Source organism: Franconibacter sp. IITDAS19 (assembly GCF_023079515.1).
GTDB classification, from domain to species: domain Bacteria; phylum Pseudomonadota; class Gammaproteobacteria; order Enterobacterales; family Enterobacteriaceae; genus Franconibacter; species Franconibacter pulveris.
This window is the reverse complement of sequence record NZ_JALJCP010000001.1, coordinates 456,061-477,084: the sequence shown is the minus strand read 5'-3', so window position 1 is coordinate 477,084 and position 21,024 is coordinate 456,061. Positions and strand designations below refer to the sequence as shown.

Sequence of the window (21,024 nt, the reverse complement as noted above, 5' to 3'; positions counted from 1 at the left end):
TTTCGGAGTACGTTATGTCTATAGACTGGAACTGGGGAATTTTTCTGCAGCCCGCCCCGTTCGGCAACACCACCTATCTGGGCTGGCTATGGAGTGGTTTTCAGGTCACCGTCGCCCTGTCGGTTACCGCATGGATCATCGCTTTCCTGGTCGGCTCCCTGTTTGGCATTCTGCGCACCGTGCCTAATCGCTTTTTATCGGGCATCGGCACCTGCTATGTGGAGCTGTTTCGCAACGTTCCGCTGATCGTACAATTCTTTACGTGGTATCTGGTTGTACCGGAGCTGCTGCCTGAAGATCTGGGCATGTGGTTTAAAGCCGAGCTGGATCCGAATGTGCAGTTTTTCCTCTCTTCGATGATCTGCCTGGGGCTGTTCACCGCCGCCCGCGTCTGCGAGCAGGTGCGCGCCGCTATTCAGTCGCTGCCGCGCGGCCAGAAAAACGCCGGTCTCGCGATGGGCCTGACGCTGCCGCAGACCTACCGCTATGTGCTGCTGCCCAACGCTTATCGCGTGATAGTACCGCCGATGACCTCGGAGATGATGAACCTGGTGAAAAACTCTGCCATCGCTTCGACCATTGGTCTTGTGGATATGGCGGCCCAGGCGGGCAAACTGTTGGACTACTCCGCCCACGCGTGGGAATCCTTTACCGCTATTACGCTCGCTTACGTGCTTATCAATACCGTCATTATGCTGGTGATGCATCTGGTAGAACGCAAAGTCCGCCTGCCGGGCAATCTGGGGGGCAAATAATGTACGAGTTTGACTGGAGTTCTATCGGCCCGGCCCTGCCCTATCTGCTTCAGGGCATGCTTATTACGCTGAAAATTACTGTCACCGCTGTGGTTATCGGCATCGTGTGGGGCACGCTGCTGGCAGTAATGCGTTTGTCGAGCGTTAAACCCATCGCCTGGTTTGCCAGCAGCTACGTCAACGTCTTCCGTTCCGTCCCGCTGGTGATGGTGCTGCTCTGGTTTTATCTGATTGTGCCGGGCTTTCTACAAAATGTGCTGGGCCTGTCGCCGAAAACCGATATTCGCCTTATCTCCGCGATGGTGGCTTTTTCCATGTTTGAAGCCGCCTACTACTCCGAGATCATTCGCGCTGGCATCCAGAGCATTTCGCGCGGCCAGTCCAGCGCCGCGCTGGCGCTCGGCATGACCCACTGGCAGTCGATGAAACTCATCATCCTGCCGCAAGCTTTCCGCGCCATGGTGCCGCTGCTGCTCACCCAGGGCATCGTACTTTTCCAGGATACCTCTCTGGTTTATGTACTGAGCCTCGCGGACTTTTTCCGCACCGCGTCCACTATTGGTGAACGTGATGGCACCCAGGTCGAGATGATCCTCTTCGCGGGTGTGGTTTACTTTGTTATTAGCCTGAGCGCTTCGCTCCTGGTCGGCTGGCTGAAGAAAAGGACTGTGTAATGATTTCCCTGAAAAACGTTTCGAAATGGTATGGTCAGTTTCAGGTGCTCACCGACTGCTCCACGGAAGTGAAAAAAGGCGAAGTGGTGGTCGTCTGCGGCCCCTCCGGTTCCGGCAAATCCACGCTCATTAAGACAGTTAACGGCCTTGAGCCGGTGCAGAAAGGCGAAATTGTCGTTAACGGCACCAAAGTCAACGACAAGAAAACCAATCTTGCCCAGTTGCGTTCTCACGTGGGCATGGTGTTCCAGCACTTTGAACTGTTTCCGCATCTGTCGATTATCGAAAACCTGACGCTCGCGCAGGTCAAAGTGCTCAAGCGCGATAAAGAGGCTGCACGCCAGAAAGGGCTAAAGCTGCTGGAGCGCGTAGGCCTTTCCGCTCACGCCAATAAATACCCGGCGCAGCTTTCCGGCGGCCAGCAGCAGCGTGTGGCTATTGCGCGCGCGTTGTGTATGGACCCGGTCGCTATGCTGTTTGACGAACCGACGTCGGCGCTGGACCCGGAGATGATCAACGAAGTGCTGGACGTTATGGTGGAGCTTGCCAACGAAGGCATGACGATGATGGTGGTTACCCATGAAATGGGCTTCGCCCGTAAAGTGGCTAACCGCGTTATCTTTATGGACGAAGGGAAAATTGTCGAAGACTCGCCGAAGGAAGATTTCTTCGCCAATCCCCAGTCGGAGCGTGCGAAAGATTTCCTTGCGAAAATCCTGCACTAAACCGTGCCGTGCGCGGGCCTGGGCCCGCGCATGGATTGCTCAGGGCTCGAAAGGACGGCGCTGGAACTGGTTATGGCCGCACTTCGGACAAACGGGTAAAACTTCCGGTGTATAAAACGCCAGATGATGATGGCAATTTTCGCACACCAGATTGCCAAGCCCCACCACTTCGCCACTGTGATAAACGCCATGGTGGTTCAGGTCCTGGAACACTTCGCGCCATTCAAGCTGCGTTTTATCGGTAATGTCCGCCAGCTCCTGCCAGACGCTCTCTTTAATGACCCGCATAAAAACGCTGTCGGTAAAGTCGTCGTCACGGCTTTCGTTATAGCTGCGGGCAAACTCTTCCAGATCGCGCCGCACCGCGCGGGTTACCTCCTCTATTTCCGTACGCGTTAATTCGCCGGTTCGCGCCACCTGTTGCCTGGCGCTGGCCACCAGCGCATCAATATTGCGTTCGCCATTGCGTACGCGTTCGGTGAGCGAGGCCACCAGTTCCCGGTAATATTGAGCAACCTTGTTCATCGCCTTTTGCCTCCTGAGTGGGTAACCTCTTCTAATGATAGACCTTAATCGGTCCGCGCTTTGTTAGCCTGAGCACAGCCGCAGGTAAATTCCTGCAAAGGCCATCCGTTGCCGCCCCGTTGAAAGGCTGTTGCGCTGCGCCCTAATCGGCTATGCTATGCGGATCTGAAACAACACACGTATACGCTACATTTGTAGCGGGTTTGAAAACAGGACTACTGGCTGCCATGCAAGAGCAATATCGCCCGGAAGAGATAGAATCCAAAGTACAGCTTCACTGGGAAGAGAAGCGCACGTTTGAAGTGACCGAAGACGAGAGCAAAGAGAAGTATTACTGCCTGTCGATGCTTCCCTATCCTTCTGGCCGACTACACATGGGCCACGTCCGTAACTACACCATCGGCGACGTTATCGCGCGTTACCAGCGCATGCTGGGTAAAAACGTGCTGCAGCCGATTGGCTGGGACGCCTTTGGTCTGCCGGCTGAAGGCGCCGCGGTAAAAAACAACACCGCGCCGGCGCCGTGGACCTACGACAACATTAATTACATGAAGAACCAGCTCAAGATGCTGGGCTTCGGTTATGACTGGAGCCGCGAGCTGGCGACCTGTACCCCGGAATATTACCGCTGGGAGCAGAAGTTCTTCACCGAGCTTTATAAAAAAGGCCTGGTTTACAAAAAAACCTCAGCGGTGAACTGGTGCCCGAACGACCAGACCGTTCTGGCGAACGAACAGGTTATCGACGGCTGCTGCTGGCGCTGCGACACCAAAGTCGAGCGTAAAGAGATTCCGCAGTGGTTTATCAAAATCACCGCTTACGCCGATGAGCTGCTTAACGATCTGGATAAACTCGACCACTGGCCGGATACCGTTAAAACCATGCAGCGCAACTGGATCGGCCGCTCCGAAGGCGTTGAAATCACTTTTGACGTGCAGGATAGCGACGAGAAGCTGACGGTTTACACCACCCGTCCTGATACCTTCATGGGCGTGACTTACCTTGCGGTCGCCGCGGGCCATCCGCTGGCGCAGCAGGCGGCAGCCTATAATCCGGCGCTAGGTGATTTTATTGCGGAATGCCGCAACACCAAAGTGGCGGAAGCCGACATGGCGACCATGGAGAAGCAAGGGGTCGACACCGGCATTAAAGCGATTCATCCGCTGACTGGCGAAGCCATTCCGGTCTGGGCCGCTAACTTCGTGCTGATGGAATACGGCACCGGCGCCGTGATGGCCGTTCCGGGCCACGATCAGCGCGATTACGAATTCGCCTCTAAATATGGTTTGCCGATCAAGCCGGTTATCCTGGCAGCGGACGGCAGCGAGCCGGATCTCAGCCAGCAGGCGCTGACGGAAAAAGGCGTGCTGTTTAACTCCGGCGAATTTGACGGTCTCGACTTTGAAGCGGCGTTTAACGCCATCGCCGACAAACTGGCCGCGAAAGGCGTTGGCGAGCGCAAAATTAACTACCGTCTGCGCGACTGGGGCGTTTCCCGTCAGCGTTACTGGGGCGCGCCGATCCCGATGGTGACGCTGGAAGATGGCACCGTGATGCCGACCCCGGAAGATCAACTGCCGGTTGTCCTGCCGGAAGATGTGGTCATGGATGGCATCACCAGCCCGATTAAAGCCGATCCAGAATGGGCGAAGACCACCGTTAACGGCCAGCCGGCGCTGCGTGAAACCGATACCTTCGACACCTTTATGGAGTCCTCCTGGTATTATGCGCGCTACACCTGCCCGCAATATCAGGAAGGCATGCTGGATTCCAAAGCCGCCAACTACTGGCTGCCGGTGGATATCTACATTGGCGGTATCGAACACGCGATCATGCACCTGCTCTACTTCCGCTTCTTCCACAAGCTGATGCGCGATGCGGGCATGGTGAACTCTGACGAGCCTGCTAAACAGTTGCTCTGCCAGGGCATGGTGCTGGCGGATGCCTTCTACTACGTGGGCAACAGCGGCGAGCGCATCTGGGTTTCTCCGAAAGACGCCATCGTGGAGCGCGACGAGAAAGGCCGCATTGTGAAAGCGACCGACGCCGCGGGTCATGAGTTGGTGTACACCGGCATGAGCAAAATGTCGAAGTCGAAAAACAACGGCATTGACCCGCAGGAGATGGTTGAGCGTTACGGCGCGGACACCGTTCGCCTGTTCATGATGTTCGCCTCCCCGGCAGATATGACGCTTGAGTGGCAAGAATCGGGCGTGGAAGGGGCTAACCGCTTCCTGAAACGCGTCTGGAAGCTGGTTGCGGAACACACCGCGCGGGGCGTTGCGCCGGCGCTGGATGTGGCTGCGCTGAGCGAAGATCAAAAAGCGCTGCGCCGCGACGTTCATAAAACCATCGCTAAAGTGACCGATGATATCGGCCGTCGTCAGACGTTTAACACCGCTATCGCGGCTATTATGGAACTGATGAACAAGCTGGCGAAAGCGCCGCAGGAAGGCGAGCAGGATAGCGCTCTGCTGCAGGAAGCCCTGCTGGCGGTGGTGCGTATGCTGAACCCGTTCACGCCGCATATTTGCTTTACGCTGTGGCAGGAACTGGGCGGCGAAGGCGATATCGACAACGCGCCGTGGCCGCAGGCTGACGAAAGCGCCATGGTGGAAGACACAACGCTCGTGGTCGTGCAGGTCAACGGCAAAGTGCGCGGCAAAATCACCGTTCCGGCAGATGCTACCGAAGAGCAGGTTCGCGAACGCGCCGGCCAGGAGCATCTGGTGGCGAAATACCTTACCGGCGTTACCGTACGTAAAGTGATTTACGTGCCGGGTAAACTGCTGAACCTGGTTGTAGGCTAAGCGCAGGAGGAAGCGTGCGATATTTTATCGCTGTAATGATGAGCCTGGCGGTGCTGGTCACCGCCGGATGTGGCTGGCACCTGCGCAACACGACGTCGGTGCCGACGCAAATGCAGAAACTGATCCTGGACTCTGGCGATCCGAATGGCCCGCTGACGCGTGCGGTTCGCGAACAGCTGCGCCTTAACGGCGTAGAAATTGTCGAGCCGAGCGCGGTACGCAAAGATATTCCGTCGCTGCGTCTTGGCGGCGCGTCGCTGTCGCAGGATACCGCTTCGGTATTCCAGAATGGCCAGACCGCGGAATACCAGATGGTAATGGTGGTCAATGCTTCGGTTCTGATCCCGAATCACGATATTTACCCCATCAGCACCAAAGTGTATCGCTCGTTCTTCGACAACCCGCTGACGGCGCTGGCGAAAACGGCTGAACAGGAGCTGATCATTCAGGAGATGTACGATAAAGCTGCCGAGCAGCTGATTCGTAAACTGCTGGCGGTTCACGCCAAAGATGTTGCCGAAACGCAGGAAGCGCAGAAGCCGGTTACGGTGACTAATCCGCCGACCGCGCCGGTCGCCTCTTCTGGCCGCGTCTCCACTACGCTCTGATGATCAAGCTTTACCCTGAACAACTCCACGCGCAGCTCCATGAGGGGCTGCGCGCGGCGTATCTGTTGCTTGGCAACGACCCGCTGCTGCTGCAGGAGAGCCACGACGCCATCGTCGCTTCAGCGCAGCAACAGGGTTTTGCCGAGCACCATCGCTTTATTCTCGACGCCAGCACCGACTGGCAGTCGATTTTCTCGTTATGCCAGGCGATGAGCCTCTTCGCAAGCCGACAAACGTTACAGCTCACGTTGCCGGAAAATGGCCCGAACGCGGCTATCAACGAACAGCTTTCCACGCTGGTCTCCCTGCTGCATGACGACCTGCTGCTGATTATTCGCGGCAATAAACTTACTAAGGCGCAGGAAAACGCCGCCTGGTTTACCGCGCTGGCGAACCGCGCCGTACAGGTTACCTGCCAGACGCCCGAACAGGCGCAGCTGCCGCGCTGGGTGGCCGCCCGGGCGAAGCAGATGAACCTGCAGCTTGATGATGCGGCGAACCAACTGCTTTGCTACTGCTATGAAGGCAACCTGCTGGCGCTCTCCCAGGCGCTGGAGCGGCTTTCTCTGCTGTGGCCCGACGGCAAGCTGACCCTGCCGCGAGTCGAGCAGGCGGTCAACGACGCCGCGCACTTTACGCCGTTTCACTGGGTTGATGCTCTGCTGGCGGGAAAAAGCAAGCGAGCCCTGCATATTCTGCAACAGTTGCGCCTTGAAGGCGCCGAGCCGGTTATCTTACTGCGCACCATTCAGCGCGAACTGCTGCTGCTCGTTACCCTTAAGCGCCAGTCTGCTGCTACGCCGCTGCGTAATCTGTTCGATCAGCACCGCGTCTGGCAAAACCGCCGTGGGCTTCTGACCGAAGCGTTAACGCGCCTTGGCGACGATCAGCTCTGGCAGGCCGTTCGCCTGTTGACGCAAATCGAATTGACGCTTAAGCAGGATTACGGCCAGTCGGTCTGGGCAGAGCTCGACAGCCTCTCTCTGCTACTCTGTCATAAACCCCTGGCGGACATATTTATTGATGGCTAACGCGGCTGGCAAATTACAGGCTTACTACGGCGGCACCTTCGATCCCATTCATTATGGCCATCTGCGTCCAGTGGAAGCGCTGGCGCAAACGGTGGGGCTTGAGCGTGTTGTCATCATGCCGAACAATGTCCCGCCGCACCGTCCGCAGCCGCAGGCCAGCAGCGAACAGCGCAGAGCGATGGTGGAGCTGGCGATTGCCGACAATCCGCTCTTTACGCTGGATAGCCGGGAGTTGCAGCGCGAAACCCCGTCTTATACTGCCGAAACCTTCCGCCAGCTGCGTGAAGAACAGGGCGAGACCCGTCCGCTGGCCTTTATCATCGGCCAGGACTCTTTACTTTCTTTGCCGTACTGGTATCGCTACGAGCAATTGCTGGAGCGATGCCACCTTTTGGTATGTCGCCGTCCCGGCTATCCGGTGCGCATGCAGAATGAAGAACAGCAGCGCTGGTTAGAAGCGCGCCTTACCCGCGATATCGCCCTGCTTCATCAGCGTCCCGCCGGACAAATCTTCCTTGCCGACACGCCGCTTTTTGATATCTCCGCCACCGATATTCGCCACCGCCTGGCGGCAAATCGTCCCTGTGATGAGATAGTCCCTCCCCGCGTCCTTGCCTACATCCGCGAGCATCACCTTTACCGTTAACCGATTCCGCGCACATCTTCAGCCAAAGCCGCCGCCCTGTCGTTTTGCGGTGATAAACTGCATACAGATAAAGCGAGGAGAAGAAGAATGAAACTGTGGCTGGTGCGTCATGGGCAAACCGAAGCTAACGTGGCCGGGCTTTACAGCGGCCATTCGGAAACAGTGTTAACCACGAGAGGGATCCAGCAGGCGCAGGCCGTAGGCGAAATGCTAAAAGCGGCGCCATTCGATAAAGTCCTGTGCAGCGCGCTGGGTCGTGCGCAGCATACGGCGAAGCTTATTGTCGCGGGCCGCAGCCTGACGCCGGAAGTCGAACCGTTGCTTAACGAAATGCATTTCGGCGACTGGGAGATGCGTCATCACCGTGATTTACAGCGCGAAGACGCGGCTAACTATGCCGCCTGGTGCGCCGACTGGCAGAATGTCGTTCCCACCAATGGCGAAGGTTTTCAGGCGTTTTCTCTGCGCGTAGAGCAACTTATCGCCCGTCTTCACACCATGAACGATGCGCAAAACGTCTTGCTGGTGAGCCATCAGGGCGTGCTGAGCCTGCTCATCGCCCGGTTGATGCAAATGCCCTCCGCTTCGCTGTGGCACTTTCTTATCGAGCAGGGCGCATGGAGCATGCTGGAGCGATTCGATAATTTCGTTACCTTACGCACGCTCAACAATCGCGCGCCGTGGCAAGCAAACCTCCTGCCCGCCGTCTGATTTTACTTACGGGCATGGCGCATCAAGGCGATAGTCGCATACGCCCATTGACACGGCGGGGGATGCTGCTATTCTCCGCTGCCAGACTTTCTCCCGCCGCACGCGCCTTTCTGAAATTGTTTTACAAAAATGGCGATGCAAACTCTTGCCAGCGGTGGGATGATAGCCCACTTCTGTCCGCAGACCGGCCAAATGCGTCCGGTACGGCTACCAGAACAATCAAATCAAAGACGTGGCCTCCATGTCTGTTAACTTTTCACTCTCTCAGGGGGAAAACTTGCAGGGTAAAGCACTCCAGGATTTTGTTATCGATAAAATCGACGATCTGAAAGGTCAGGACATTGTCGCCTTAGACGTTCAGGGTAAATCCAGCATCACCGACTGTATGATAATCTGCACCGGCACCTCCAGCCGCCACGTCGTCTCTATCGCTGACCACGTCGTGCAGGAATCCCGCGCCGCCGGCTTGCTGCCGCTGGGCGTGGAAGGCGAAAGCGCCGCAGACTGGGTGGTGGTTGACCTGGGCGATGTCATCGTACATGTCATGCAGGAAGAGAGCCGTCGCCTGTACGAGCTCGAAAAACTCTGGGGCTGACGGGTGAAGCTGCAGCTGGTTGCCGTCGGCACCAAAATGCCCGACTGGGTGCAAACGGGCTTTATCGAATACCTGCGCCGTTTTCCCAAAGACATGCCGTTCGAACTGGTGGAAATTCCCGCCGGTAAACGAAGTAAAAACGCCGATATCAAGCGCATCCTCGATAAAGAGGGCGAAATGATGCTGGCGGCGGCAGGCAAAGGCAACCGCATCGTCACGCTGGATATTCCAGGGCAGCCCTGGGATACGCCACGCCTTGCCAAAGAGCTGGAGCGCTGGAAACAGGATGGGCGTGACGTCAGCCTGCTGATTGGCGGGCCGGAAGGTCTGGCCCCCGCCTGCAAAGCGGCGGCGGAGCAGAGCTGGTCGCTTTCGACCCTGACCCTCCCCCACCCGCTGGTGCGGGTGCTGGTGGCGGAGAGCCTTTATCGCGCGTGGAGCATTACCACCAATCACCCTTACCATCGTGAGTAACGCTACCAGGTAGACTAAGCAGCGGATGAAATTACAGAATTCTTTTCGCGACTATACGGCTGAGTCCGCGCTTTTTGTGCGCCGGGCGCTTGTCGCCTTTGTGGGGATTTTGCTGCTTACCGGCGTGCTGATCGCCAACCTTTATAACGTGCAGATCGTGCGCTTCAACGACTACCAGACGCGCTCGAACGAAAACCGTATCAAGCTGGTCCCCATTGCGCCAAGTCGCGGCATTATCTATGACCGCAACGGCATTCCTCTGGCGCTCAACCGCACTATTTATCAGGTTGAGATGATGCCGGAGAAGGTCGATAACGTGCAGCAAACGCTTGAAGCGTTACGCAGCGTGGTCGATCTTAACGATGACGATATCGCCAACTTCAAAAAAGAGCGCGCCCGCTCGCACCGCTTCACCTCGATTCCGGTGAAAACCAACCTGACGGAAGTTCAGGTGGCGCGCTTTGCCGTTAACCAGTACCGCTTTCCCGGCGTGGAAGTGAAAGGCTACAAGCGTCGTTACTATCCCTACGGCTCTGCCCTCACCCACGTGATAGGTTATGTCTCAAAAATAAACGACAAAGACGTTGAGCGGCTCGATAAAGACGGCAAGCTCGCTAACTATGCCGCCACGCATGACATCGGCAAGCTTGGCATTGAGCGCTATTACGAAGATATCCTTCACGGCCAGACCGGTTACGAAGAGGTTGAAGTCAACAACCGCGGCCGCGTGATTCGCCAGCTTAAAGAAGTGCCGCCGCAGGCAGGCCACGACATCTATCTGACGCTCGATCTCAAGCTGCAAAGCTATATCGAAACCTTGCTGCAGGGCAGCCGTGCGGCAGTCGTCGTAACCGACCCCCGCACCGGCGGCATTCTGGCGATGGTCTCCACACCAAGCTATAACCCGAACCTGTTTGTTGACGGCATCTCCAGCAAAGATTATTCGGCATTGCTCAACGACCCGAACACGCCGTTGATTAACCGCGCCACGCAGGGGGTTTACCCGCCGGCGTCTACCGTTAAGCCTTACGTGGCGGTTTCCGCGCTGAGCGCGAATGTTATCAACCGTAACACCAGCCTGTTCGACCCGGGCTGGTGGCAGTTGCCGGGCTCTGAAAAACGCTACCGCGACTGGAAAAAGTGGGGCCACGGGCGGCTTAACGTTACCAAATCGCTTGAAGAGTCGGCGGATACCTTCTTTTACCAGGTCGCTTACGACATGGGCATCGACAGGCTTTCCGAGTGGATGAACAAATTTGGTTACGGCCATCTTACCGGCATCGATCTTGCGGAAGAGCGTTCAGGCAACATGCCGACCCGCGAATGGAAAATGAAGCGCTTTAAGAAACCGTGGTATCAGGGCGATACCATTCCGGTGGGTATCGGCCAGGGTTACTGGACCGCCACGCCGGTGCAGATGAACAAAGCGATGATGATTCTGATTAACGACGGCATCGTCAAAGTGCCGCATCTGCTGATGAGCACCAACGTCAACGGCCAGCAGGTGCCCTGGAAGCAGCCGGAACAGCCGCCGGTAGGCGATATCCACTCCGGCTATTGGGAAATCGCGAAAGACGGCATGTATGGCGTGGCGAACCGCGCTAACGGCACAGGCCATAAATATTTCGCCAGCGCGCCTTATAAAATCGCGGCCAAATCTGGTACCGCGCAGGTGTTTGGCCTGAAGGCTAACGAAACCTACAACGCGCATAAAATTTCCGAGCGTTTGCGCGACCATAAGCTGATGACCGCCTTCGCCCCGTATGACCACCCGCAAGTGGCTGTGGCGATGATCTTGGAAAACGGCGGCGCCGGTCCGGCGGTAGGCACCATCATGCGTCAAATTCTCGACCATATTATGCTCGGGGATAACAACACCGACCTGCCGAGCGAGAACCCGGCTCAGACGGCGGCTGAGGATTAATTACCATGACCGACAATCCCAATAAAAAGTCGCTGTGGGATAAAATCCACCTCGACCCGACTTTTCTGCTGATTATTTTCGCGCTCTGCTTTTACAGCGCGATGGTTATCTGGAGCGCCAGCGGCCAGGATATCGGCATGATGGAGCGCAAGATTGGCCAGATTGTGATGGGGCTTGTCATCATGATCGTCATGGCGCAAATCCCGCCGCGCGTTTATGAGGGCTGGGCGCCCTATCTCTATATCTTCTGTATTATTTTGCTGGTGGCGGTGGACGCCTTCGGCGCCATCTCAAAAGGCGCGCAGCGCTGGCTTGACCTGGGCGTCGTGCGCTTTCAGCCCTCGGAGATAGCGAAAATCGCGGTGCCGCTGATGGTGGCGCGCTTTATTAACCGCGACGTCTGCCCGCCTTCGCTTAAAAATACAGGCATCGCGCTGGTGCTGATTTTTATGCCGACGCTGCTGGTAGCGGCGCAGCCGGACCTCGGCACCGCCATTCTTATCGCCGCTTCCGGGTTATTCGTGCTCTTTCTCTCCGGCCTGAGCTGGCGTTTAATCGGCATCGCGGTGCTGCTGCTGGCGGCTTTTATCCCGATTCTGTGGTTCTTCCTGATGCACGACTACCAGCGTCAGCGCGTTATGATGCTGCTTGACCCGGAAAGCGATCCGCTCGGCGCGGGCTATCATATTATCCAGTCTAAAATTGCTATAGGCTCAGGCGGCCTGCGCGGCAAAGGCTGGCTGCATGGCACCCAGTCGCAGCTGGAGTTTTTGCCTGAGCGTCATACCGACTTTATCTTCGCCGTGCTGGCGGAAGAGCTGGGGCTGGTGGGCGTACTGATACTGCTTGCGCTCTATCTGCTGCTGATTATGCGCGGCCTGTGGATAGCCGCTCGCGCGCAGACCACCTTCGGGCGCGTAATGGCAGGCGGCCTGATGCTGATTTTGTTTGTTTATGTCTTTGTAAATATTGGTATGGTGAGCGGTATCTTGCCGGTGGTAGGCGTACCGCTGCCGCTGGTGAGTTACGGGGGCTCGGCCCTTATCGTGCTCATGGCCGGGTTTGGCATCGTGATGTCGATCCATACCCACAGAAAAATGTTGTCGAAAAGCGTATAAGAGGTGCGCAATGCGTAAGCAGTGGCTTGGCGTCTGTATCGCCGCAGGATTACTGGCGGCTTGTACTACCAGTGACGAGGGACAACAACAGGCGCCTGTTGCGCCGCAACCGGCGGTCTGTAACGGGCCTGTTGTGGAAATCAGCGGCGCGGAGCCGCGTTATGAGCCGCTGAACCCCTCGGTTAACCAGGATTACGAGCGCGACGGTAAGCGCTATAAAATCGTGCAGGATCTCTCCCGCTTCAGCCAGGCAGGCCTTGCGGCCATTTATGACGCGGAGCCTGGCAGCAACCAGACCGCATCCGGCGAACCTTTTGATCCCATGCAACTGACCGCCGCGCACCCTACGCTGCCGATCCCAAGCTATGCGCGCGTCACGAACCTGGCGAATGGCCGTATGATTGTGGTGCGCATTAACGACCGCGGGCCGTATGGCAACGATCGGATTATTTCGCTTTCTCGCGCCTCGGCAGACCGCCTGAACACCTCTAATAACACCAAAGTGCGGGTCGATCCGATTATCGTCGCGCCGGACGGTTCGCTCTCTGGTCCTGGCATGGCGTGTACAACGGTCGCCAAACAGACTTACGCCCTGCCCGCTCGTCCGGACTTAAGCGGCGGCATGGGCAGCGCTTCGTCAGCGCCAGCGCCTCAACAGCCGCAGGGCGACGTACGCGCCATCAGCAACGATACGCTGCAAAGCGATGATGCGACCGGTGCGCCCGTCAAAAGCAGCGGTTTTCTCGGCGCGCCTACCACGCTAAACAGCGGCGTGCTGGAAAGCGACGCGCCGACGCAGCCGGTTGTCGCCCCCGCTGGCGCTGTTGCCGCCCCGACAACCCAGCCGACAGCGGCGCAGCCTGTCGTTGCCGCGCCGCAGCAAACCGCCCCTGCGCAGCCTGTTGGTCAGCCTGCCGCACCGGTTACCGCCCCCGGCTCCGTTCAGGGCAGCGTGCCGGGCGCCGCAGCGAGTGCTGCCGGAACGGTAGCCGCAGGCTATGTGGTGCAGGTGGGCGCCGTCAGCGATGCGGGCCGCGCCAGCCAGTGGCAACAAAAGCTGAGCCAGCAATTTTCGGTGCCGGGCCGGGTCAACCAAAACGGCGCGGTTTATCGCGTTCAGCTTGGTCCTTTCGCCAGTAAAGCCGAAGCCAGCGCGCTGCAACAGCGGCTGCTAAGCGAGGCCCAGTTGCAATCTTTCGTCACTAACGCCGCCGCACAATAAAACGTGAAGGGCTGGCTTGCCGCTTTGTCAGTTAAGGTAAAGGCCATTAACAAACTCATGAGCAAAGTCGGATGCCAGCCCAAAACGCATTTGTTATAGTAAGGCACTTTTTTTCATTTTCATCACGGATGTCGTTGTTCTGACCATGAAGACCACTCTCTCCGTTCGTTTTATGCAGCGCGTTGCGCTCGCGACCGCGTTTTCTGTCGCGGCACTTTCTACCGCTCACGCTGACGATCTCAACATCAAAACCATGATCCCGGGCGTGCCGCAGATTGATGCCGAGGCGTACATCCTGATCGACTACAACTCAGGCAAAGTGCTGGCCGAGCAGAACGCCGACGCGCGTCGCGACCCGGCGAGCCTGACCAAAATGATGACCAGCTATGTCATCGGCCAGGCGATGAAAGCCAATAAATTCAAAGAGTCGGATCTGGTCACTATCGGCAATGATGCATGGGCCACCGGCAACCCGGTGTTCAAAGGTTCGTCTCTGATGTTCCTGAAGCCCGGCATGCAGGTGCCGGTTTCACAGCTGATCCGCGGCATCAACCTGCAATCGGGCAACGATGCTTGCGTAGCGATGGCGGATTATGTCGCAGGCAGCCAGGATGCTTTCGTCGGGCTGATGAATAACTACGTGAACGCCCTGGGCCTGAAAAACACCCATTTCCAGACGGTGCATGGCCTTGATGCTGATGGTCAGTACAGCTCCGCCCGCGACATGGCGCTGATTGGCCAGGCGCTTATTCGCGACGTGCCGAACGAATACTCCATTTATAAAGAAAAAGAGTTCACCTTTAACGGCATCCGCCAGACCAACCGTAACGGTCTGCTATGGGATAACAGCCTTAACGTGGACGGCATTAAAACCGGGCATACCGATAAAGCAGGCTATAACCTGGTGGCATCAGCGACTGAAGGCCAGATGCGCCTGATTTCCGCTGTGATGGGCGGCCGTACCTTTAAAGGGCGTGAAGCGGAAAGTAAAAAACTGCTGACCTGGGGCTTTCGCTTCTTCGAAACCGTGAATCCGCTGAAAGCGGGTAAAGAGTTCGCCTCTGAACCGGCGTGGTTTGGCGACAGCGATCGCGCTTCGCTTGGCGTGGATAAAGACATTTATCTGACCATTCCCCGTGGCCGCATGAAAGATCTGAAAGCAAGCTATGTGCTGAACACGTCTGAACTGCACGCGCCGCTTGCTAAAAACCAGGTGGTGGGCACCATTAACTTCCAGCTCGACGGCAAAACTATCGACCAGCGCCCGCTGGTGGTGCTGGAAGAAATTCAGGAAGGCAATTTCTTTGGCAAAATCATTGATTACATCAAACTGATGTTCCATCACTGGTTCGGCTAAAAAATGACCACTTGAAAGCCTCAGATTTGTCCCCATATACTAGGCATCAAACCAACTCCCGCTACGGCGGGAGTTATTATTTTCTGACGTAACGCTGGAGCTGACATGAAAACCAAACTTAACGAACTGCTTGAGTTCCCTACCCCCTTTACTTACAAAGTGATGGGTCTGGCGAAGCCTGAGTTGGTTGATCTGGTCGTTGAGGTTGTGCAGCGCCACGCCCCTGGCGACTACACGCCGCAGGTTAAACCGAGCAGCAAAGGGAACTATCACTCGGTTTCTATCACCATTAACGCAACGCATATCGAGCAGGTAGAAACGCTCTATGAAGAGCTGGGCAATATCGAAATTGTCCGTATGGTGCTGTAATCGCGTCGCCCGGCCATAGCCGGGCAATCTCCTTCCCCACTCGCTGTGATATACTCCCCGCACCTTATTCCTTCCGGAGACGCTGTTTTGTTTCAGGATACCCTTCTGATACGCCAGCTCGGCCTGCAGCCTTATGAGCCCATATCGCAGGCGATGCATGAGTTTACCGATACCCGCGACGAGACTACCCCAGACGAAATCTGGCTGGTTGAGCATCAGCCTGTTTTTACTCAGGGGCAGGCGGGCAAAGCGGAACATGTTTTAATGCCGGGCGATATTCCGGTTGTTCAAAGCGATCGCGGCGGGCAGGTTACCTATCACGGCCCCGGGCAGCAGGTGATGTATGTGTTGCTTAATCTTAAACGCCGCAAGCTTGGCGTACGCGAGCTGGTCACGCTACTGGAGCAAACCGTCGTGAATACCCTGGCTGAGCTTAATATTGAAGCCCATCCTCGTGCGGATGCGCCTGGCGTCTATGTAGGCGAGAAAAAGATCTGTTCGCTGGGGCTGCGCATCCGTAAAGGCTGCTCTTTTCACGGTCTGGCATTGAACATTGATATGGATCTTACGCCTTTTTTGCGCATCAACCCATGCGGATACGCCGGCATGGAGATGACGCAAATCAGCGCGCTACGCCCGGGCGCGAGCGTCGAAAAAATCCAGCCGCGCCTGGTCCATCACTTTTTAGCACTGCTTAACAATCCCGCCGCGGAATATATTTCTGCTTAAATTTCTATTCAGGCCGCAATGCGCTATTGCGGCCATTCGTGCCGTTTATTTGTCGCTTTACAATCTGTGATGGATTATATATTTTCTTTTCGCCTGAACGAGTAATTATTAATTCAGGCAATAAATAATGACAGGGCGGTCAATGCGAGAATAATCTGAAAAATCGTTTTTCCTGCTTGCCGTTAGCGGAAAGTCCTATTCACTTAAATAGTGAAACGACACGTCAACGGCTTTATTGTCTGCTTAATCGCCAATTCATAGATTTAATAAATATAATCAATTTATTATATGTTTTATCACTGTATTTGGAGCGTAGCGTGGAATTCAACCATCCCCCGGAGCACCCCGGCGCCAGAAAAAACGATGCGAACAAACCGCAAATATTCCAGACGCTGCGAAATATCGATCTCAACCTGCTGACCATTTTTGAAGCGGTTTACGTTCATAAAGGGATAGTGAACGCGGCCAGAATATTGAACCTGACGCCTTCAGCGATTAGCCAGTCGATTCAAAAATTACGGCTGATATTTCCTGACCCGCTCTTTATCCGTAAAGGCCAGGGCGTTACGCCGACCGCATATGCCACTCATTTGCACGAGTATATCAGCCAGGGGCTTGAGTCGATTCTCGGCGCGCTCGACTTCCACGGCGAGCATGACAAACAGCGCACGCTCAGTATCGCCACTTCGCCTTCGGTGGGCGCGTTGGTTATCCCTCAAATTTACCAACTGATTCAGCAAGTCAATCCTAACCTGCAAATCCGCAACATCCCGCTTACCGATACCGAAGCCCAGCTCAGCCAGTTTCAGACCGACCTGGTCATTGACGCCAGCTCCTGGTCCTCACGCACCCTGAGCAGCCACGTGTTGTTTAAAGACCGTGTCGTTATGGTATGCCGTCGCGGCCATCCCTGCAGCGAAGCGCCTGTTTCCATGGAACAGCTGCAGCGCTACGGTCAAACCCTTATCATGATGCCAAACGAAGCGCTCAGCAGCCTGCGCAAACAAATTAATGCCCTGCTGCCCAACCGCAACGTCACCTTTAGCAGCTACAACATGGTGACCATCGCCGCAATCATCGGCAGCAGCGATCTGATAGGCTTTATGCCCGGCAGGCTGTATGAAATGTTTAAAGAGAGCTGCCAGTTAAGCGAAGTGAAAAGTGAAATTTTGATTGATGAAGGCGTGGATATTTCTCTGCATTACAACAAGTTCAGCCTGCGCGACCCGGTGGTGCAAAGCGTCATAGAAACGCTGGTGGAAGGCTTCGGCAAGCACGAATAAGCGCTCATGCATATCAGACGCCTGCGTACAGGCGTTTAACCCACATAAGGGCACGAAATAACAACTATTTTACAATTCTTTCTCTATTTCCCGTGCCCGCAGGCTGATTTCTGCCTGTTACTAATGATATACTGCGTGCCGTTAATTCAAAAATAGTTGATAAATACAACGTTTGCTTGAATTGAGACGCTTTCCTTCGTTATCCGCAACTGGAACACGCACGCTATGAGTAAACCCATTGTGATGGAACGCGGTGTGAAATACCGCGATGCCGATAAAATGGCCCTTATCCCGGTTAAAAACGTGGTTACAGAGCGCGAGGCACTGCTCAGAAAGCCGGAGTGGATGAAAATCAAACTCCCTGCCGACTCTACCCGTATTCAGGGAATTAAGGCGGCGATGCGCAAAAACGGCCTCCATTCCGTCTGCGAAGAGGCCTCTTGTCCGAACCTTGCGGAATGCTTTAACCACGGCACCGCCACCTTTATGATTCTGGGCGCTATCTGCACCCGTCGCTGCCCGTTCTGCGATGTGGCTCACGGCCGACCGGTCGCGCCAGATGCTAACGAGCCACAGAAGCTGGCGCAAACTATCGCCGACATGGGCCTGCGTTATGTTGTTGTCACCTCTGTTGACCGCGATGACCTGCGCGACGGCGGCGCCCAACACTTTGCGGACTGCATCAGCGCGATTCGTGAAAAAAACCCGAGCATCAAAATCGAAACGCTGGTGCCCGATTTCCGCGGCCGCATGGACAAAGCGCTGGACATCCTCACCGCTACGCCGCCGGATGTGTTTAACCACAACCTGGAAAACGTGCCACGTCTTTATCGTCAGGTACGCCCGGGCGCCGATTACGCCTGGTCGCTGAAGCTGCTGGAACGCTTTAAAGAAGCGCACCCGGATATCCCGACGAAATCGGGTTTGATGGTGGGTCTTGGCGAAACGAATGAAGAGATCGTTGCGGTAATGCGCGACCTGCGCGCCCACGGCGTGACGATGTTGACCCTGGGCCAGTATCTGCAGCCGAGCCGTCATCACCTGCCGGTACAGCGTTACGTAAGTCCGCAAGAGTTTGAAGAGATGAAAGCGGAAGCGCTGGCGATGGGCTTTACCCACGCAGCCTGCGGCCCGTTTGTGCGCTCCTCTTACCATGCTGATTTGCAGGCGAAAGGGATGGAAGTCAAATAACAGCGTAACATCCTGTTACTCTCGGGCTTTCACCCACAAAAAAACCGGCCGCTTAGCGCCGGTTTTTTTATACCCTTAAACGGGCAGTACGCAGTTACTCTTTGTGAGAGAGACGCTCTGCGGACGCGTCAGCCGCCGGGGCGTTTTTCGCGCTGGCGTCGTCGTCGTTCATCGCTTTCTTAAAGCCTTTGATTGCAGCGCCAAGGTCACCGCCCAGCGTGCGCAACTTTTTGGTACCAAACAGCAGGATCACCAGCGCGGCGATCACCAGAAGCTTAGTAATACTAATTTCACCCATACATACCTTCTTTAAAAAACTGGCGCTTAAATGGCCACCCGAAAGCCCGCACTTATTAACGGACATTTGAGCCCGACACACAATAGCAATCTGTAACAAGGTGAATCAAGCGTTGCGTAAAAAAACATCACAACAGACTCGGTGGAGCGAAGCGCCGGTTTTTTAGCACCGGTAATCTTTCCCGCACCTGCGCAACCCGCTGCGAAGAAATCTCAGCAAAAATCATCTCCGGCTCCTCGGCGGCGGCGGCGATGGTAATGCCGAAGGGGTCTACTATCCGGCTATGGCCAATATTCTTATTGCCGCACTCGCCCGCCGCCGCCAGATAACAGGTTGTATCAAGCGCCCTGGCGGCAAGCAGCGTCGCCCAGTGATGCTCTTTATGCGGGCCGCGTACCCAGGCGGCGGGCAACGCCAACACCTCAGCGCCAGCTAACGCCAGGCTTAGCGCCAACTCAGGAAAGCGCAGGTCATAACATGTCATTAATCCGACTTTGATGCCCGCGACTTCAATCAGCGGAGGAACGGTTTCACCGGCGTCGACACATCGCGACTCTTGTACCGAAAACGCATCGTACAAATGGAGCTTTTCGTACCGTGCGATAATTTTGCCGCACTTAAGCGCCAGCAGCGTGTTTGCCGCTCTTCCGCTGGTCGTGGGTACATGCACCGTCAAAAGCGTCGTGAGCGCGTTCTTACGGCTCTCCTCGCGCAATATGCGTATGTACTCGCCATCCAGCGTCTGCGCTGATTTCACGGATAAATCCGGGTCGCTGTCTTCACGCGCCAGCAGCGCCTCCGGCAAGACCAGCAAATCGGCGCCCTGTTTTGCCGCTTTAGCCATCATCTCCACACAGGTCAGCGCGTTTTTCTGCCAGTGCGGCGTAACGGCGAACTGCCCAACAGCGATTTTCATTATTTTCTCCCGTGCGCTTTTTTAACGAGTATATCGGGGATAGCCAGGCTGTGCGGAGCGGCGGTAGACTTTAGTTTCTGAAATTTCTGCTGATGGATCTTAACGTGGTAAATATTTTATTGGCCGTTTTTATTGGCGGCGGCACGGGCAGCGTGCTGCGCTGGTGGCTAAGCCTGCGCCTTAATCCGCTGCATCATGCCATTCCGCTTGGCACGCTGACGGCAAACCTGGCTGGCGCATTCATTATCGGCGCAGGGCTTGCCTGGTTTAACCGCCTGACGCATATCGATCCTGTGTGGAAGCTGCTTATCACCACTGGCTTTTGCGGCGGCTTAACCACCTTTTCCACCTTCTCCGCGGAAGTGGTGTTTTTATTGCAGCAAGGACGTTTTGGCTGGGCCGCCTTGAACGTGGCGGTAAACCTGGCGGGTTCGTTTATGATGACGGCGATCGCATTCTGGATCTTTTCCACCGCCAGCGCCCATTAACGCCGCCTTCTTAATCCAGCCTTAATCTTTCTCTGCCACCATGGCGGCATCGTCATTTTGAGGTGTCGCCATGAAAGAGAATTTGCAAAGCCTGGGGGCCGTACTGCTAAGCGTACTGGTCGTCGCCGCCTTCTTAAAAACGTTTTTGTTTTATTGATGGCTGCCAAAAAGAGGCATAAAAAAACCCGCCAGTGGGCGGGTTTTGAAATTCTTGCTGACGCTTACAGAGCGATTACGTTAGCAGCAGAAGGGCCTTTGGCACCGTTAGTGATTTCGAACTCAACGCGCTGACCTTCAGCCAGAGTTTTGAAACCATTGCTCTGGATTGCAGAGAAGTGTACGAACACATCTTTGCTGCCATCTTCCGGAGTGATGAAACCAAAGCCTTTGGATTCATTAAACCACTTAACGTTACCTTTAATCTTAGACATCAAAATTACCTTTACATGAAAAAACGACACAAATGCTGTGTCGGGTATCAGTACATCAATTGTGATGGCTTTTGTCCAGTCGAACTTTGCTAAAAAGTGATAAAAGTCGCCAACTTTTTTTCCACCCCGCTTTTAACCCTTGTT

General features: G+C 55.7%; 23 protein-coding genes. 19 read left to right on the top strand and 4 right to left on the bottom strand.

What is annotated here, in order from left to right; translation table 11 throughout:
* The first annotated feature begins 14 nt into the window (after positions 1–14).
* Genes MT962_RS02400 through MT962_RS02390 form a run of 3 tightly spaced genes read left to right on the top strand, consistent with a single transcriptional unit; the run spans position 15 to position 2,154 of the window.
* Positions 15–755 carry an amino acid ABC transporter permease gene (locus MT962_RS02400; RefSeq protein ID WP_024559132.1) on the top strand — a complete coding sequence of 247 codons (741 nt, stop codon included), beginning with the start codon at positions 15–17 and terminating at the stop codon, positions 753–755.
* On the top strand, positions 755–1,429 hold the full coding sequence (gene gltK, locus MT962_RS02395) for a glutamate/aspartate ABC transporter permease GltK (protein WP_024559131.1): 675 nt from the start codon (positions 755–757) through the stop codon (positions 1,427–1,429). Before MT962_RS02400 ends, gltK begins: the two co-directional genes overlap by 1 nt.
* A complete protein-coding gene (locus MT962_RS02390) occupies positions 1,429–2,154 on the top strand; it encodes an amino acid ABC transporter ATP-binding protein (RefSeq protein WP_024559130.1) in 726 nt (241 codons plus the stop codon). The genes gltK and MT962_RS02390 overlap by 1 nt, the downstream gene beginning before the upstream one ends.
* A 39-nt stretch (positions 2,155–2,193) precedes the next feature.
* On the opposite strand, the gene MT962_RS02385 is transcribed toward MT962_RS02390, so the two are convergent.
* Positions 2,194–2,679: a zinc ribbon-containing protein gene (locus tag MT962_RS02385; RefSeq protein WP_024559129.1), complete on the bottom strand. Its 486-nt coding sequence runs from the start codon at positions 2,677–2,679 to the stop codon at positions 2,194–2,196.
* Positions 2,680–2,906: 227 nt separating this feature from the next.
* Here MT962_RS02385 and leuS point away from each other — a divergent pair, with 227 nt between their 5' ends.
* The 15 genes from leuS to lipA all read left to right on the top strand — a co-directional run bounded on the left by leuS (position 2,907) and on the right by lipA (position 18,747).
* Positions 2,907–5,489 (top strand): leucine--tRNA ligase, encoded by a 2,583-nt coding sequence (leuS, locus tag MT962_RS02380; RefSeq protein WP_152526311.1) that lies wholly within the window; start codon positions 2,907–2,909, stop codon positions 5,487–5,489.
* Positions 5,490–5,503: 14 nt separating this feature from the next.
* Positions 5,504–6,097, top strand: a complete 594-nt coding sequence (lptE, locus tag MT962_RS02375) for an LPS assembly lipoprotein LptE (protein WP_024559127.1) — start codon at positions 5,504–5,506, stop codon at positions 6,095–6,097.
* Entirely contained in the window at positions 6,097–7,128 is a 1,032-nt protein-coding gene (gene holA / locus MT962_RS02370; protein ID WP_024559126.1) for a DNA polymerase III subunit delta, read from the top strand. Before lptE ends, holA begins: the two co-directional genes overlap by 1 nt.
* Positions 7,121–7,774: a nicotinate-nucleotide adenylyltransferase gene (gene nadD / locus MT962_RS02365; protein WP_247364445.1), complete on the top strand. Its 654-nt coding sequence runs from the start codon at positions 7,121–7,123 to the stop codon at positions 7,772–7,774. Before holA ends, nadD begins: the two co-directional genes overlap by 8 nt.
* An 87-nt stretch (positions 7,775–7,861) precedes the next feature.
* Entirely contained in the window at positions 7,862–8,485 is a 624-nt protein-coding gene (locus tag MT962_RS02360; protein ID WP_029592210.1) for an adenosylcobalamin/alpha-ribazole phosphatase, read from the top strand.
* A 277-nt stretch (positions 8,486–8,762) separates the two neighbouring features.
* Complete coding sequence (gene rsfS / locus MT962_RS02355) at positions 8,763–9,080, top strand: ribosome silencing factor (RefSeq protein ID WP_024559123.1); 318 nt, start codon at positions 8,763–8,765, stop codon at positions 9,078–9,080.
* Between the two features lie 3 nt (positions 9,081–9,083).
* Positions 9,084–9,554 (top strand): 23S rRNA (pseudouridine(1915)-N(3))-methyltransferase RlmH, encoded by a 471-nt coding sequence (gene rlmH, locus MT962_RS02350; RefSeq protein WP_024559122.1) that lies wholly within the window; start codon positions 9,084–9,086, stop codon positions 9,552–9,554.
* A gap of 25 nt (positions 9,555–9,579) precedes the next feature.
* The gene (gene mrdA, locus MT962_RS02345; RefSeq protein WP_024559121.1) at positions 9,580–11,478 is read left to right on the top strand and encodes a peptidoglycan DD-transpeptidase MrdA; all 1,899 of its coding nucleotides are present in this window, start codon (positions 9,580–9,582) and stop codon (positions 11,476–11,478) included.
* A gap of 5 nt (positions 11,479–11,483) precedes the next feature.
* Complete coding sequence (mrdB, locus tag MT962_RS02340) at positions 11,484–12,596, top strand: peptidoglycan glycosyltransferase MrdB (protein WP_048887193.1); 1,113 nt, start codon at positions 11,484–11,486, stop codon at positions 12,594–12,596.
* A 10-nt stretch (positions 12,597–12,606) separates the two neighbouring features.
* Positions 12,607–13,818, top strand: coding sequence for an endolytic peptidoglycan transglycosylase RlpA (gene rlpA / locus MT962_RS02335; protein WP_048887194.1), 1,212 nt, complete (start codon positions 12,607–12,609; stop codon positions 13,816–13,818).
* Between the two features lie 145 nt (positions 13,819–13,963).
* Positions 13,964–15,175: a D-alanyl-D-alanine carboxypeptidase DacA gene (gene dacA, locus MT962_RS02330; protein WP_024559118.1), complete on the top strand. Its 1,212-nt coding sequence runs from the start codon at positions 13,964–13,966 to the stop codon at positions 15,173–15,175.
* A 105-nt stretch (positions 15,176–15,280) separates the two neighbouring features.
* Complete coding sequence (gene ybeD, locus MT962_RS02325) at positions 15,281–15,544, top strand: DUF493 family protein YbeD (protein ID WP_007710678.1); 264 nt, start codon at positions 15,281–15,283, stop codon at positions 15,542–15,544.
* An 87-nt stretch (positions 15,545–15,631) separates the two neighbouring features.
* On the top strand, positions 15,632–16,273 hold the full coding sequence (gene lipB / locus MT962_RS02320) for a lipoyl(octanoyl) transferase LipB (RefSeq protein ID WP_024559117.1): 642 nt from the start codon (positions 15,632–15,634) through the stop codon (positions 16,271–16,273).
* Positions 16,274–16,590: 317 nt separating this feature from the next.
* Positions 16,591–17,556, top strand: a complete 966-nt coding sequence (locus MT962_RS02315; protein WP_024559116.1) for a YbeF family transcriptional regulator — start codon at positions 16,591–16,593, stop codon at positions 17,554–17,556.
* A gap of 225 nt (positions 17,557–17,781) precedes the next feature.
* Complete coding sequence (lipA, locus tag MT962_RS02310) at positions 17,782–18,747, top strand: lipoyl synthase (protein WP_024560381.1); 966 nt, start codon at positions 17,782–17,784, stop codon at positions 18,745–18,747.
* 94 nt (positions 18,748–18,841) lie between these two features.
* Here the strand turns inward: lipA and tatE are convergent, their stop codons facing one another.
* Both tatE and MT962_RS02300 read right to left on the bottom strand, forming a co-directional pair.
* Positions 18,842–19,045 carry a twin-arginine translocase subunit TatE gene (tatE, locus tag MT962_RS02305; protein WP_024551844.1) on the bottom strand — a complete coding sequence of 68 codons (204 nt, stop codon included), beginning with the start codon at positions 19,043–19,045 and terminating at the stop codon, positions 18,842–18,844.
* Positions 19,046–19,172: 127 nt separating this feature from the next.
* Positions 19,173–19,961, bottom strand: a complete 789-nt coding sequence (locus MT962_RS02300; RefSeq protein WP_247364441.1) for a deaminated glutathione amidase — start codon at positions 19,959–19,961, stop codon at positions 19,173–19,175.
* Positions 19,962–20,065: 104 nt separating this feature from the next.
* Here MT962_RS02300 and crcB point away from each other — a divergent pair, with 104 nt between their 5' ends.
* Positions 20,066–20,449 (top strand): fluoride efflux transporter CrcB, encoded by a 384-nt coding sequence (gene crcB / locus MT962_RS02295; protein ID WP_247364437.1) that lies wholly within the window; start codon positions 20,066–20,068, stop codon positions 20,447–20,449.
* Positions 20,450–20,670: 221 nt separating this feature from the next.
* Here crcB and cspE read toward each other — a convergent pair whose 3' ends face one another.
* Entirely contained in the window at positions 20,671–20,880 is a 210-nt protein-coding gene (gene cspE / locus MT962_RS02290) for a transcription antiterminator/RNA stability regulator CspE (protein WP_002439184.1), read from the bottom strand.
* Positions 20,881–21,024: the final 144 nt, after the last annotated feature.

Excerpts from the sequence above, each read along its gene's own strand:
- MT962_RS02400 (WP_024559132.1), top strand. The coding sequence starts at position 15 with ATGTCTATAGACTGGAACTGGGGAATTTTTCTGCAGCCCGCCCCGTTC.
- gltK (WP_024559131.1), top strand. The coding sequence starts at position 755 with ATGTACGAGTTTGACTGGAGTTCTATCGGCCCGGCCCTGCCCTATCTG.
- MT962_RS02390 (WP_024559130.1), top strand. The coding sequence starts at position 1,429 with ATGATTTCCCTGAAAAACGTTTCGAAATGGTATGGTCAGTTTCAGGTG.
- MT962_RS02385 (WP_024559129.1), bottom strand. The coding sequence starts at position 2,679 with ATGAACAAGGTTGCTCAATATTACCGGGAACTGGTGGCCTCGCTCACC.
- leuS (WP_152526311.1), top strand. The coding sequence starts at position 2,907 with ATGCAAGAGCAATATCGCCCGGAAGAGATAGAATCCAAAGTACAGCTT.
- holA (WP_024559126.1), top strand. The coding sequence starts at position 6,097 with ATGATCAAGCTTTACCCTGAACAACTCCACGCGCAGCTCCATGAGGGG.
- nadD (WP_247364445.1), top strand. The coding sequence starts at position 7,121 with ATGGCTAACGCGGCTGGCAAATTACAGGCTTACTACGGCGGCACCTTC.
- MT962_RS02360 (WP_029592210.1), top strand. The coding sequence starts at position 7,862 with ATGAAACTGTGGCTGGTGCGTCATGGGCAAACCGAAGCTAACGTGGCC.
- mrdA (WP_024559121.1), top strand. The coding sequence starts at position 9,580 with ATGAAATTACAGAATTCTTTTCGCGACTATACGGCTGAGTCCGCGCTT.
- mrdB (WP_048887193.1), top strand. The coding sequence starts at position 11,484 with ATGACCGACAATCCCAATAAAAAGTCGCTGTGGGATAAAATCCACCTC.
- rlpA (WP_048887194.1), top strand. The coding sequence starts at position 12,607 with ATGCGTAAGCAGTGGCTTGGCGTCTGTATCGCCGCAGGATTACTGGCG.
- dacA (WP_024559118.1), top strand. The coding sequence starts at position 13,964 with ATGAAGACCACTCTCTCCGTTCGTTTTATGCAGCGCGTTGCGCTCGCG.
- ybeD (WP_007710678.1), top strand. The coding sequence starts at position 15,281 with ATGAAAACCAAACTTAACGAACTGCTTGAGTTCCCTACCCCCTTTACT.
- lipA (WP_024560381.1), top strand. The coding sequence starts at position 17,782 with ATGAGTAAACCCATTGTGATGGAACGCGGTGTGAAATACCGCGATGCC.
- tatE (WP_024551844.1), bottom strand. The coding sequence starts at position 19,045 with ATGGGTGAAATTAGTATTACTAAGCTTCTGGTGATCGCCGCGCTGGTG.
- MT962_RS02300 (WP_247364441.1), bottom strand. The coding sequence starts at position 19,961 with ATGAAAATCGCTGTTGGGCAGTTCGCCGTTACGCCGCACTGGCAGAAA.
- cspE (WP_002439184.1), bottom strand. The coding sequence starts at position 20,880 with ATGTCTAAGATTAAAGGTAACGTTAAGTGGTTTAATGAATCCAAAGGC.